A 12,416-nucleotide genomic window follows, 5' to 3' on the forward strand; every position below is an offset into this window, starting at 1 on the left:
AGACATCACGCCCGATGACAAGGTCGCCGGGTAGGGCGGAAGAGCGATGGGATGGAAGCGCCAGGGCGATAACGGGGCAGGGCGCCTTGGGCCAGCAGATATACGCCAACGTGTTAGCCCAAGAAAAATTTCCGACGTGCTGCGTGCTGAGTAATACGGGGGTAATTCAATCCTCACATGCTCGATACAGCAACGGGGCAGGGGGTATCTCTTACTTGATGCTTTTTTATCACCATAAGGTTGTTTTGCAACCTAAACCCCCAATATCCATATGGAGCATATAGCTCGAAGAGGGGATATACACATGGCCAAGAATATTCGTGGTAACAAGGATGGGCAGAATGGCGAAAATCAAACTTACACCATTCCTGGGCGGGGGACATTTCCTCGTGAAAAGCTTGTTGAAGAGATAAAGGAAGGAAAGCATCCTGACTTTCATATTTATGAGCGTAACAACGTCGAGTACGTGAGAGCTGATCCAGATAGTAATCAGCAGAACAACGTTGATAAGGACTAGGATTGATGCCGATAACCCTATTTATCGGCGTCTTGTCCCTGAGGAGGAATTTATGAACACTTTTGAGCTTAGGAGGCACGCTAGCGACTTTCGTGTGGCTTTGGAACGTTTAGACTGGGGTTCTATGCCAGCGAATTTCAGACAATTTCCGGCCGGGACGTGTGGGGATATCAGCGACATTCTCGCCGAATACCTTTATAAACAAGGAATTAATGACATCGATTACGTCAGCGGCTCAGCTGATAACCAGCAATCCCATGCTTGGTTAGAGGTCAGTGGATACATAATTGATATCACTGCAGACCAGTTTCCTGATTGTAGTGATCCAGTCATCGTGACTGATAACCACTCATGGCATCAACGCTTTGAAGAATCGACAAGAAGACAGGCTGGTTTTCTAGATGGATTTAAGTCAACCGACAATGTGACCCTGAACATTACTCGTGATCTGAATATCGTCTACAAAGCAACTCTCGCTTACCTCTAATTTTTGTTCTTCCAATGTCTAGATGGGCGGACGAACTTGAATCGCCGCCAGATGTACTGACAATAAGGTGAATGATCTTTAACTGTTGGTGGCATTGGGATCACACTGGGCCAACAGTTCTTCCAGTGTGTAGTTTGGCTGCGAGCACGCTCCACATCGTCAAACGCCGCCGTCAGCAGCGCTGGATCGCCATCTTCAAGAGCTGCTTGCAGATAGGTAACCATGTCGGCCTCAGTGACCAGGCCGTCAGCCGCATCAAAGCGGCTCCATTGTTCAGGTTTCTTCATTCCATCCTCCCGCACCCACCACTGCGCATAATGTATATTATGTTAAATCAGTTATTCCATTTCCTGTCACGCCTATACGAACTGTGTATAATGGCAACAATTGCTCCTCTCTCCGACCGGATGTCTTAAGTGGCTGAATTAACATCAGAACAACTGAAACCCGCTTTTGCGATTGACCTCTTTGCTCCCCTGAGCGAACTCGAACCCATTCCCTTTGCCGCCTTGCAACCCAGAGCCATTTCAGCCATCAAGCGTCTGGCCAGTTTCGACGGCGATTGCCCCGTGATGCTGATCAACGGCTTCCCCGGCGCAGACTACGAACAGGTATGCCGCACCCTGATCGCCGACACCCATGGCAAGGACGGCGATCTGTTTGACCTCTGCTACACCGAGAACCTCAACAATCCGTTCAAGCCCATCTGGCTGCGACTGCAACCTGGCACAGGGTTCGAATTTTGCGAGATGGTTGGCGAGCTGCTCAAGCTGATGAGCCACCATCTGGATGCCGAGCGCCTGGTGACCCGCATCATGCGCAAGCAGAAGGATGACCCCAAGATAGCCGACTTCCTGTCGGATCTGTCGGCCCATGTCGCCCTCGGCCTCGAGTTTCAGCACCCCGTGCTCATCAACCTGCTGATCCACCACGAAGATCAGCAAGCCCCCGTGATCTATGGCCGGGATCTGAACTGGGACACCCTGTTTGGCTCCATCAACTATCAGACCGAGCAAGGTTCGGTCTACGCCAACCAGCACCTGCTGGAGCCGGGTCTGATGCGTCAGGCCAATGGCGGCTATCTCATCTTGCAACTCGATGAGCTGCTGGATCAGCCCCACCTCTGGTTCAAGCTCAAGAACGCCATGCTCAAGGGCGAGCTGGACTGGAACGCCTACCAGGAAGGCAAGACCCTGACCCCCTTCTTCGCCCCGGAGGCGACGCCAATCCGTCTCAAGCTGATCCTGGTCGGCGATCGGTTGGAAGTGGCCGAATTCCAGATGCTCGATCGCGACATGTCGGAGCGGATCTTCCTGCGCGCTGACCTGGTCTCCGAGGTGGAAATTGACGATGAGCTGCCGGACTTTCTTGGCTACCTGGCCTGGATCCGCCAGCGCTGGTCCCTGCTGGATTTCACCCCGGCGGCTCAGGCGGCGCTCTGTCGTCACGCCAGCCGGCTGTGCGACCATCAGGAGTGGCTCTCCCTCTCCGAGGTGCAGCTGACCGCCCTGATGCGGCTGGCAGACAGCCTGGCCCGTGAACTGGAGGCCGACATCATCGATCAGGATCACATCGTCAATGCCCTGGCCGAGCAGGATTTCCGCTTGAATTACCTGGTTGAACAGTCCGATCAGGGGGTGATCGATGGCCAGATCCTGCTGCAGACCGAGGGAGAAGAGATAGGCCAGATCAATGGCCTCTCCGTGATCCAGGTCGCCGGTCACCCCTACGATTTTGGCGAGCCGGTGCGCCTCACCGCCACCGTTCATCTGGGGGATGGCGACGTGGCGGATATCGAGCGCAAGGCGGAGCTGGCCGGTCATATCCATGCCAAGGCGATGATGATCATCCACGGCTATCTCTCCAACAAATTTGGGGCTGAGAACCCCTCGCCCCTGTCGGCCAACCTGGTATTCGAGCAGTCTTATCACGAGATTGATGGTGACAGCGCCTCCCTGACCGGCCTGTGCGCCCTGCTCTCTGCCCTCGCCCGCCAGCCCATCTATCAGCATTTTGCCGTCACCGGCGCCGTCGATCAGTTCGGTAACGTGCAGGCGGTCGGCGGAGTCAACGAGAAGATCGAGGGCTTCTTCCGGGTGTGCCAGATCCACGGCCTCAACGGCAAGCAAGGCATTCTGTTGCCCGGCACCAATGCCCAGCAACTGAACCTCTCCGACGAGGTGATTGTCGCCGTCGAGCAGGGACAGTTCCACATCCACCCGGTGGACCATGTGGAGGAAGCCATCGAGCTGCTGACCGGCTGCGTGGCCGGGGAGCCGGATATGCCGGACACCCTGTTCTACCGGATCCAGCAGCGACTGGACGATCTCAACGGCACCCTGCCCAAAACGGGCATAATGCGCACCATTCTGGGCCGTCTGTTTGGCCATTAACAAGTGATCGGAGTTGTCTAGCGCACAGGTGTACGCTAGATTGGCTCCGCTTTGACTCATATGAAGGATACACAGCGTGACCCAAGATAAAACCGCCTCTGCAGCTCCCCTCTCCCTCTGTGAACAAGGCAAGACCTCGTTCTCCCGCGAGGAGCTGCTCGCCTGCAGCCGTGGTGAACTGTTTGGTGAGGGCAACAGCCAGCTGCCCGCCCCCAACATGCTGATGATGGATCGCATCGTCACCATCAACGATAACGGCGGCGAGCACGGCAAGGGCGAGATCCTGGCAGAGCTCGACATCACGCCGGACCTCTGGTTCTTCGATTGCCACTTCCCGGGCGATCCCGTCATGCCTGGCTGCCTGGGCCTGGATGCCATGTGGCAGCTGGTCGGTTTCTTCCTCGGCTGGAAAGGGGGTCCCGGCAAGGGTCGTGCCCTGGGCGTGGGTGAAGTGAAATTTACCGGCCAGATCCTGCCTACCGCCAAGAAGGTCACCTACAAGATCACCTTCAAGCGGGTCATCAACCGCAAGCTGGTCATGGGGATTGCCGATGGCGTGGTCGAGGTGGATGGTCGCCCCATCTACAGTGCCACCGACCTGAAAGTGGGCCTGTTCAAGGACACCACCAGTTTCTGATCTTGCCATGTCACGGCGAGCATCAACGCAAAGGGGCCTGTCGGGCCCCTTTCCTGTCTTTGAATGGTGATGAAGTGACTACTTCATGAAGAGTCCTGAACTCCGTCCTTCCATGGCTTCACGCCACCCCCCCAGCCATTGGCCGCGGGCGTCCAGACACTGGTACGGACAAGATTCGCTTTGTTTACCGACAACGCCAGCCTGATAACCGCGAGCGCGAGCTCTCTCCAGACGGTCCCGTTTTTGTCTCTTCATATTCAACGACCCTCTTCGTGGAACGAAAAAAGCGACCAGTTTTTCACCGGTCGCTTTCATCATTAACGCAAGGCCAAAGTCAGGTCAAACAAAACTTCCCATGCTAATCGGGCCTTGTGACACAAGGCACTGAACTGCATTACATTTTTATGACCCGCTTTTTTCAGCCACGGCGACGCAGCCAGGCGAAAGGCAGACCCAGCAGAGTCAGCCAGAACAGGCTGCCACCACCACCGCCGCCATCGCCATCCTGACCGGTCTGGTTGACGACCGGGGCATTGGCCACCACACGATTGGCGGCTATGCCTTCGTAGTTGGGACTGTCCGGGCTCAGCTTGACGCTGACCACGGTGGCATTGCTGCGGTTGTTGAGGTCGTTCTCGCTGGCGTAACGATAGGCGGTGGCTGCGACGGTACCGTCCGCGCTGATGCCGCTGGCATAGGCGATGTGGTAGTAGGCGCCATTCTGGCTGCAGCTCTTGCTGCCGGCATCGTTCAGGCCGCAGATGAGGTCGTTGAGATACCAGTTGTTGCCGTTGGCGGCGTTGAGCAGGAAGGCTTCCTGCATGCGGTTGGTCCCGCCGCTCACCGGTTGGGTCTGATGACGGGAGTCGCGCCAGCCGACCACCATGTTGTGATCGTTGATGGCCGCAGCTTCCGAGTTGGCACCGTTGATCGGGCTGTTCTTGAGGGGCACGGCGGCATTGCTGGTCGGGCTGTTCAGGTTGAACACGAACATCTCGACCGGGCGGTTCTGGCCCTTGTTGGTACCAAAACGCTGGTTGCCTATCACATAGCCGTTGGCATTGACGCCGTTGGCCCAGCTGGCACGCAGGCTGGCATCGCTGTCATCGGGCTTGCCGTCGGACAGGGGAATGGCCTTGGTGGCTCCGGCCGTCTTGCCGGTCAGGTCCAGGGTCCAGTAGGCGGCGAGATCCTGGCTGTGCTCCGCATACTCTTCGTCGGTGGCCGAATAACCGACCGCGACCCAGCTGCCATCCTTGAGCTTGGCCGCCTGGAGGGCGGAAGCGGTCTGCACCATGTTGGTGTCATCGTCGTAGTAGTTGGTTGGCTGGAACAGGGTGGCGGCGCCATTGTCCACCAGCCAGAAGGCGGCCTGGGTATCGACCCCCGGGCAGTAACGGTAGTCACCGAAGTTGTCGTCATCACCGCTGTAGCACTCCTTGTACTCGTCGGTGGTGACCTTGCGGTTCTTGCCGGTGGCGGCAGTCCCTGTCACCAGGTACTGGCTGCCACTGATCTGGGCCACGCTGGTGGCGCTGCTCAGCACATTGGTGCCGTTGACCAGGTAGCTGCCTTCCAGGGCGACCTGGTTGCCATTGTTGATCACGGCGAAGCCGGTCCGGCTGTTGGCCAGCCCATTGACCGCATTCTTGGAGGCCTTGTAACCCACATAGGTGCCGTTGTCCGGCCCCATGGCCACCGCCAGACCATCGGTCTCGCTGCCGGAAAGGCCCAGGTTGTCGCGCTGGGAACTGGCATCGAGGAAATCGCGGCGCCACTGGTAGCCAAAGTTGGCATTATCTTCCCAGAAGGCGTCACAGACGTCACCGGAGAGGATGCAATCCTGCTCGAAACGGAATCTGTCTACCAGAAAATCCGAGAAGGGGGCGGAGGAGAAGAAGCTGCCCGCATCGTTCTTCAGTTTCACCGCCAGCACGCTGTTGTCGGCGCTGATCCCGGTCGCATAGCCCTGCCCCACTTCGGTAATGGTGAAGAAGGGGCTCTGTGCCGCCTGCGCATTGAGGCTGGCGCCGACCAGTACGGCCAGTATGGATAATTGCTTTTTCATCTACGTCCTTAGTCCTGATGTTTCAACGCTTCCAACTCCTCCCAACGGGAGAAGGCCTGTTCCAGTGCCGCCTCGGCAGCACTCAGGGCATGTAGCTTCTGCTGTGTCTGCTCGGCACTGAGCGAGAAGAAGCCGGGCTCATTGATTTCGCCCTGCAATGTATCAAGTTCGGCCTCAAGTTGCTCCAATTTTGCGGGCAGAGATTCCAGCTCCAGTTGCAACTTGTAGGAGAGCTTGCGGCTCTTTTTGGCGGGTTCGCTCGTCGTCGCGACCGTCTCTGTCGCCACCTGGGCCTTGTTCGCCGACTTGGCCGACTGCGCTGCCTGCTGGGCGCGGGTCGCCATCATGTCGGCATAGCCCCCCACGTAATCGCTGATCCGCCCATCCCCTTCGAACAGCCAGCAGCCGGTCACCGTATTGTCGATGAAGCGGCGATCGTGGCTGACCAGCAGCAGGGTGCCGGGATAATCGGTGAGCAGCTCTTCCAAAAGTTCCAGGGTTTCGACATCCAGGTCGTTGGTTGGTTCATCCAGAATCAACAAGTTACTGGGCTTCAAGAACAGCTTGGCCAACAGTAGACGGTTTTTCTCGCCCCCTGACAAGGCCTTGACCGGGGTCCGCGCCCGTTTGGGCTCAAACAGGAAGTCCTGCAGGTAGCCCAGGATGTGGCGGGAGCGGCCGCGCACCATGACTTCCTGCTTGCCCTCCCCCACGTTGTCCACCACGGTCTGCTCGGGATCGAGCTGCTCGCGGTACTGATCGAAATAGGCCACTTCCAGGTTGGTGCCGCCCTTGACCCGCCCGCGGCTCGGCTCGAGCTGACCCAGCAGGAGCTTGATGAGGGTGGATTTGCCGCAGCCGTTGGGGCCGACCAGGGCAATCTTGTCGCCCCGCAGCACCTGCAGATCCAGCCCCTGGAACAGGGTGCGATCGCCAAAGTCCAGGCCCAGCCCTTCGGTCTCGAACACCAGCTTGCCGGAGCGGCTGACCTCGTCCAGTTGCAGCTTGGCCTTGCCTTGCAGCTCGCGGCGCTGAGAGCGTTCCCTGCGCATCGCCTCCAGGGCGCGCACCCGACCTTCGTTGCGGGTGCGGCGGGCCTTGATGCCCTGGCGTACCCACACCTCTTCCTGGGCCAGCTTGCGGTCGAACTCGGCATTTTGCAGCTCCTCGACCCGCAGCGCCTCCTCCTTGCCCTGCAGATACTCGTCGTAGTTGCCGGGCCAGGAGGTGATCACGCCGCGATCGAGATCGATGATCCGGGTCGCCAGCTTGTGGATGAACTCCCGGTCGTGGGAGATGAAGACGATGGCGCCGCGAAAGTCCTTGAGGAACTCTTCCAGCCAGTTGATGGCCTCGATGTCCAGGTGGTTGGTCGGCTCGTCCAGCAGCAGCAGATCCGGGTCGCAGGCGAGCGCCCGGGCCAGGGCCACCTTGCGCAGCCAGCCGCCGGAGAGACTGTCGAGGGTCACATCGGGATCCAGTCCCAGCAGGGTCAGCACCTGGCTGATGCGGGTCTCGAACTGCCAGCCGTTCTGATAATCGAGCTGCTCTTGCAACTCGCTCATCTTGCGGATGTTGGCATCCGAGGGATCATGGCCCAGCTCCAGGGAGATGTGGTGATACTGCTTGAGCAGCTCGCCGACACCCGCCAGCCCTTCGGCGGCATAGTCAAACACGGTGATCTCGCTCGAGGCCGGGGGATCCTGCTCGAGGCGGGTCACTTTCAAGTCCTGCTGCAGCACCAGACGACCGTCGTCCAGGGGCAGTTCGCTTGCAATCACCTTCATCAGGGTGGACTTGCCCGCCCCGTTGCGCCCCACCAGACAGAGGCGCTCGCCCCGCTCTATGGTCAGCTCGGCGTTGTCGAGCAGCGGGAAATCACTGAACGACAGCGAGGCGCCGTGCAATGTTAATAAAGCCATGTTCGTTCCTTATTGCGTATGAAAAAACGGGCGCCAGACTCTGCCCCCGATTTTTCGTCAAATCAGCACGACGCCTGACGCCCGGCCCAGGCCGTCAGCTGTGCCAGGGTGAAGGGCCAACCCAGTTCGCGGCCGGCGTCATCCCGCAGCACAGGAATGCGCACCCGGTAGGCTGCAAGCCAGTGCGCATCCTCCATGATGTCGCACTGGCGCGTGCTGGCGGCAAGGCCGGCCTGCTCCACCAGCGCCCAGGCCTGTTCGCACAGGTGGCAGCCGTCGGTGTGAAACAGGGTCAGCATCAGCCTTGCGTCTCGGCGTGGGTGATGATCCAGCAGTTGTGGATGTGCTGGTTGCGCTCGAAATCCTTGGGCCGGGTCTTGCCGGTGATGTTCTGGGCCTTGAGACCCGCGGCCTCGAGACCGGCCAGATCCATCTTGAAGTGGCGCTTGTTGTTGGAGAACACCAGGGTGCCGTCCGCCGCCAGCAGGCGTTTGAGGTGCTGCATCAGCAGCAGGTGATCCCGCTGCACGTCGAAGCTCTCGTCCATCCGCTTGGAGTTGGAGAAGGTGGGCGGATCGATGAAGATGAGATCGTATTGCTCGTCCGCTTCCGACAACCACTTCAGGCAATCGGCCTGGACAAACTTGTGCTGACGGCCCACCAGGGAGTTGAGTCGCATGTTGTCCTGCGCCCAGTTCAGATAGGTGTGGGACATGTCCACCGTGGTGGTTTCGCTCGCCCCGCCAAGGCCCGCGTGCACGGTGGCACTGCCGGTGTAGGCAAACAGGTTCAGGAAGCGCTTGCCGCGGGCCATCTGGCCCAGCATGCGGCGGGTCTGACGGTGATCGAGGAAGAGGCCGGTATCCAGGTAGTCGTAGAGGTTGACCCAAAGCCGCGCCCCGTACTCCTGCACCTCCATCCGGTGCTGCTCTTCGGAGAGCTTCTGGTACTGCTGCTTGCCTTCCTGACGCTCACGCACCTTCAGGATCACCTTCTCGCCGTCCATGCCGGTCACCTTGATGGCGGCCTGCACCATGTCCAGCAGACGCTGGCGGGTCTTCTGGGCGGGGATGTCCTTGGGCGCGGCGTACTCCTGCACCACCAGGTAATCCCGATAGCGGTCGATGGCGGCGTTGTATTCCGGCAGGTCGGCGTCATAGAGGCGATAGCAGTCGATCCCCTCCTTGCTGGCCCACTTCTCGAGGGTCTTCAGATTCTTGCGCAGACGGTTTGCAAAGTCCTGGGCCACCTCTTTCTGGGAGGCCACGGAGTCCAGCGCAATCTGGTAGTTGCGCAGCTGGCACTCCAGGGCCCCGTTGAACAGGCGATACTGCTTGTCGGCCCGCAGGCGCAGGCAGCTCAAAAGCTCAGGAGAGGCAGACAAAATGGTGACCTTCCAGCCCTGGAAGCTGCGGCGCAGGGCATCGCCTAGGGCCTGGTGCACTTCCAGCAGGGCCGGGAATTCCCCCAGACGCTCGCCATAGGGCGGGTTGGAGATGAGCATGCCGACTTGGCGCGCCTCCCCGTCTGCGGCAGGCATCGGCAGCGGGTTCTCGAGCGCGGTGACATCAGCCTGCTTGAAGGTGATGAGGTGGGCCACCCCGGCCGCCTTGGCGTTGTCACGGGCCTTCATCAGGACCCGGGTATCCGCATCGCAACCGAACAGCTTCACCTCGCAGCGCTGCATGCCGCGCTTGGCACGCACCTGGGCTTCCATCATCAGGCTCTGCCACAACTCGCTATCGTGTTGCAGCCAGCGATCGAAACCGAAGCGCTCCCGGCGCAGGGCCGGCGCCATGTCGGCGGCGATGAAGGCCGCTTCGATGAGCAGGGTGCCTGAGCCGCACATGGGGTCCATCATGGGCTCGCCGGCCCAGCCGCTGCGGGCGATCATGGCCGCCGCCAGGTTCTCTTTGAGCGGCGCCTCCCCTGTGCCCTGACGGTAGAAACGCTGGTGCAGCGCCGGGCCGGACAGGTCCAGGGTGATGTTGGCCTTGCCCTTGCCCAGGTGCGCCATGATGCGGATGTCCGGGGATTTCTTGTCCACGTCCGGGCGCACATGGCCACGCTTGGTGAAGCGATCGACGATGGCATCCTTGATCTTGAGCGCGCCGTACTGGGTATTGCGAATAGCGGGGTTGGTACCGGTGAAGTCCACGGCAATGGTGGCGGTACCGGAGAAGTGCTCTTCCCAGGGAATGGTGTGGGCGCCGAGATAGAGATCCAGATCGTCGTTCATCTGGAATTCGGACAGCACCAGCACGATGCGGGAGGCAAAGCGGCTCCACAGGCAGGCCTTGTAGCCGATGGCCAGTTCGCCCTTGAAGTGGACACCGGCCACGGTCTCACGGACCTGCTCCGCGCCCAGGTTGGTCAGCTCGACGGCCAACAGGTTTTCCAGCCCCTTGGGGCAGGTTGCAAAAAATTCTTTCATCACGCTCACGGGGAACCCATAAAAATAGGCCCGCATTATACCCCATTCGCGGCCGTCTTGGCTGCCCCGAACATCACCCACGCCCCTCAATTCACGAGCAAAGGGAGCACGCCGGATAAAAGTGGGGGGTGAACTGTCCCTCGCCCCCGCGATCCTGCCCCGGGATCAGTACCTTCTCTTGAAAAAGGCAGCAGCAATATGGGCGTCGGGAGGGAGAGTCGATGGGACAACGTCGGTCTGCCTGCCGGCAGGCAAGAGAGGGAAGAAAGAGAGTTCTGTGGGGATCAGCCGACCTGGCGCAGCTCGGGAGCGGCCCTGTGGTAGAGGCCGAAGCGGTTGTTCATCACCTTGATCACGGCAAACCTCGGCATCAGCTTGTTACCGCTCAGCATCAGCTCCTCGGTCAGATTGAGGCAGACGCTGGCTTGCTCCCCCGCCTCTATCACCATGAACACCCCTTCACCGTGCTGGGTGTGCATGACCACCAGCTCCCCCCGTTCCGGCATCAGCTGCTGACCCAGTTCAATGAAGAACCAGCTCTGGGGCATCAGGGGTTTATAAAAACGGCTCACCGCGATGGCATTTAATACCAGCTGCACCTGATGAGGAACGCTCCAATTGAGATCGGTGGCGTTGTCCATCAGCTGATAATAGAGGGAAGCATCATCGACACAGAAAGGCTGGGTAGTAAAAGAGGCAGGCACCAGCTGACGCCCTTGATATTCGGTCGCAAATATCATCTCATCGCTCAGTTCCAACATCAGACGGTCGGACTTCGCATCATAATGCCATTGCCATTGATCGTTCGGTTGGAGAAACATGAGACGCCCTTCCTTGCTGCAGTAATTCGACTCTATTCCAAGTCGATAATTTCGGCAACCTTAATTCCGGGCGTCTTTATATTAAATCGACCAGATACGTCAGATATTGGTCACTATCTCTTTCACCAGGGCCGGTCCCTTGTAAATAAAGCCGCTATATATTTGGACCAGAGTGGCACCGGCTTGCAGCTTCTCCCGGGCAGCCATGGCGCTGTCGACGCCCCCGACACCGATAATAGGAATGGCTCCTTTCAGCTCCTGAGCCAATAAACGGATCACCTCGGTGCTCTTGTGCTGAAGGGGTCTGCCGCTCAATCCCCCCGCCTCACCGGCATGGGGCATGTCATAGATCATTTCACGGGCGAGCGTGGTATTGGTGGCAATGACACCATCGATGCCATTTTTCAACAAGGATCCGGCCACCTGTTTAATTTCATCCAGGCTGAGATCCGGGGCGATTTTAATCGCCAGCGGCACATACTTTTTATATTGCGCCGCCAGCACTTGCTGACGCTCTTTGAGGGCGGCCAGCAGTTCGTCCAGTGCGTCCCCATACTGCAGCTGGCGCAGACCCGGGGTATTGGGAGAGGAGATGTTGACGGCGATATAACCGGCATGATCATAAACCTTGTCCATGCAGATCAGATAATCGTCTTTGCCATTCTCGATGGGAGTATCTTTATTCTTGCCGATATTAATGCCGATCACTCCCTGATATTTGGCGGCCTTGACCCGCTCCACCAGATGATCCACCCCAAGGTTGTTGAAGCCCATGCGGTTGATGATCCCCTCGGCCGGTACCACCCGAAACAGGCGAGGCTTGTCGTTGCCGCTCTGGGGCTTGGGAGTCACTGTGCCCACTTCAATGAAGCCGAATCCCATGGCTCCAAAGGCGTCGATGCACTCGCCGTCCTTGTCGAGCCCTGCCGCCAGACCGACCGGATTGGCAAAATTAAGCCCCATGCAGGTGACGGGGCGTTGGGGCAAGGATTGGCGGAAAAAGATATCGAGCGGTGTGCCATGAAGACGGGCGAGTTGCTTGAGGGAGAGCTCGTGAGCCTGCTCCGGATCCAGCTTGAACAATAAATGCCTGGCGAGGGGGTAAAACATCTTTGCTCCTTAAAAAAAGCCCCGGCA

At 58.9% G+C, this 12,416-nt stretch carries 12 protein-coding genes; 4 read left to right on the top strand and 8 right to left on the bottom strand.

Annotation, left to right across the window (positions count from 1 at the left end; genetic code table 11):
* Nucleotides 1-304: 304 nt before the first annotated feature.
* Together ACEUCR_RS01410 and ACEUCR_RS01415 are read left to right on the top strand one after the other, a co-directional pair.
* Nucleotides 305-517 carry a DUF3892 domain-containing protein gene (locus ACEUCR_RS01410; RefSeq protein ID WP_408787633.1) on the top strand — a complete coding sequence of 71 codons (213 nt, stop codon included), beginning with the start codon at nt 305-307 and terminating at the stop codon, nt 515-517.
* A 52-nt stretch (nt 518-569) separates the two neighbouring features.
* Nucleotides 570-1,004, top strand: coding sequence for a hypothetical protein (locus ACEUCR_RS01415; RefSeq protein WP_408774652.1), 435 nt, complete (start codon nt 570-572; stop codon nt 1,002-1,004).
* On the opposite strand, the gene ACEUCR_RS01420 is transcribed toward ACEUCR_RS01415, so the two are convergent.
* The gene (locus ACEUCR_RS01420) at nt 1,001-1,291 is read right to left on the bottom strand and encodes a helix-turn-helix domain-containing transcriptional regulator (RefSeq protein WP_408774653.1); all 291 of its coding nucleotides are present in this window, start codon (nt 1,289-1,291) and stop codon (nt 1,001-1,003) included. The genes ACEUCR_RS01415 and ACEUCR_RS01420 overlap by 4 nt on opposite strands.
* A gap of 129 nt (nt 1,292-1,420) precedes the next feature.
* Here ACEUCR_RS01420 and ACEUCR_RS01425 point away from each other — a divergent pair, with 129 nt between their 5' ends.
* Both ACEUCR_RS01425 and fabA read left to right on the top strand, forming a co-directional pair.
* The gene (locus ACEUCR_RS01425; RefSeq protein WP_392441110.1) at nt 1,421-3,397 is read left to right on the top strand and encodes a Lon protease family protein; all 1,977 of its coding nucleotides are present in this window, start codon (nt 1,421-1,423) and stop codon (nt 3,395-3,397) included.
* Between the two features lie 76 nt (nt 3,398-3,473).
* Nucleotides 3,474-4,034, top strand: a complete 561-nt coding sequence (fabA, locus tag ACEUCR_RS01430; RefSeq protein WP_041992363.1) for a 3-hydroxyacyl-[acyl-carrier-protein] dehydratase FabA — start codon at nt 3,474-3,476, stop codon at nt 4,032-4,034.
* A 78-nt stretch (nt 4,035-4,112) separates the two neighbouring features.
* Here the strand turns inward: fabA and rmf are convergent, their stop codons facing one another.
* The 7 genes from rmf to pyrD all read right to left on the bottom strand — a co-directional run bounded on the left by rmf (nt 4,113) and on the right by pyrD (nt 12,389).
* Nucleotides 4,113-4,289: a ribosome modulation factor gene (gene rmf / locus ACEUCR_RS01435; RefSeq protein ID WP_084205227.1), complete on the bottom strand. Its 177-nt coding sequence runs from the start codon at nt 4,287-4,289 to the stop codon at nt 4,113-4,115.
* Nucleotides 4,290-4,452: 163 nt separating this feature from the next.
* Nucleotides 4,453-6,102, bottom strand: a complete 1,650-nt coding sequence (locus ACEUCR_RS01440; RefSeq protein ID WP_408787638.1) for a DUF3466 family protein — start codon at nt 6,100-6,102, stop codon at nt 4,453-4,455.
* 8 nt (nt 6,103-6,110) lie between these two features.
* On the bottom strand, nt 6,111-8,024 hold the full coding sequence (gene uup / locus ACEUCR_RS01445) for an ATP-binding cassette ATPase Uup (protein WP_408787641.1): 1,914 nt from the start codon (nt 8,022-8,024) through the stop codon (nt 6,111-6,113).
* Between the two features lie 62 nt (nt 8,025-8,086).
* On the bottom strand, nt 8,087-8,323 hold the full coding sequence (locus tag ACEUCR_RS01450) for a glutaredoxin family protein (protein WP_041992371.1): 237 nt from the start codon (nt 8,321-8,323) through the stop codon (nt 8,087-8,089).
* Entirely contained in the window at nt 8,323-10,494 is a 2,172-nt protein-coding gene (rlmKL, locus tag ACEUCR_RS01455; protein WP_162625747.1) for a bifunctional 23S rRNA (guanine(2069)-N(7))-methyltransferase RlmK/23S rRNA (guanine(2445)-N(2))-methyltransferase RlmL, read from the bottom strand. Before rlmKL ends, ACEUCR_RS01450 begins: the two co-directional genes overlap by 1 nt.
* Nucleotides 10,495-10,742: 248 nt before the next feature.
* On the bottom strand, nt 10,743-11,279 hold the full coding sequence (locus ACEUCR_RS01460; protein WP_041992376.1) for a cell division protein ZapC: 537 nt from the start codon (nt 11,277-11,279) through the stop codon (nt 10,743-10,745).
* Between the two features lie 99 nt (nt 11,280-11,378).
* Nucleotides 11,379-12,389 (bottom strand): quinone-dependent dihydroorotate dehydrogenase, encoded by a 1,011-nt coding sequence (pyrD, locus tag ACEUCR_RS01465; RefSeq protein WP_408787643.1) that lies wholly within the window; start codon nt 12,387-12,389, stop codon nt 11,379-11,381.
* Nucleotides 12,390-12,416 lie beyond the last annotated feature (27 nt).

It is taken from the genome of Aeromonas bivalvium (assembly GCF_046078285.1).
Classification (GTDB): domain Bacteria; phylum Pseudomonadota; class Gammaproteobacteria; order Enterobacterales; family Aeromonadaceae; genus Aeromonas; species Aeromonas bivalvium.